Raw genomic sequence first — 488 nt, forward strand, 5'->3', positions numbered from 1 at the left:
AGCGAAGCGCAGATCGATGCGCTGATCAACGCCGTCGGCGATGCCCTCAACGCCACCGAATAAGGAGAGAATCATGACCATTACCCATTGGATCAACGGCGAGCCCGCCGCCGGGGGCGAACGCAGCCAGCCGGTTTACGACCCGGCCACCGGCCAATCGGCGCAGGAGGTGCAGCTGGCCGACCGCGCCACGGTGGAGCGCGCCATCGCCGCCGCCGAACAGGCCTATCCCGCCTGGCGCGATACCCCGCCGCTGAAACGCGCGCGCATCATGATGAAGCTCAAGGATCTGCTGGAGCAGCATGCCGACGCCGTCTGCCAATTGATCACCGCCGAGCACGGCAAAGTGCTCAGCGACGCCCTGGGCGAACTGCAGCGCGGCATCGAGAATATCGAATACGCCGGCTATGTGCCGGAACTACTGAAAGGCGAACACAGCAAAGAGGCGGGCCCGGGCATCGACAGCTGGAGCGAGTTTCAACCGCTGG

General features: G+C 65.0%; 1 protein-coding gene. It reads left to right on the plus strand.

Annotation, left to right across the window (positions count from 1 at the left end; translation table 11 throughout):
- Positions 1–73 precede the first annotated feature (73 nt).
- The coding region (locus tag N825_RS35740; protein WP_037462467.1) for an aldehyde dehydrogenase family protein at positions 74–488 on the plus strand (415 nt) is incomplete at its 3' end.

This window comes from Skermanella stibiiresistens SB22 (assembly GCF_000576635.1).
Classification (GTDB): domain Bacteria; phylum Pseudomonadota; class Alphaproteobacteria; order Azospirillales; family Azospirillaceae; genus Skermanella; species Skermanella stibiiresistens.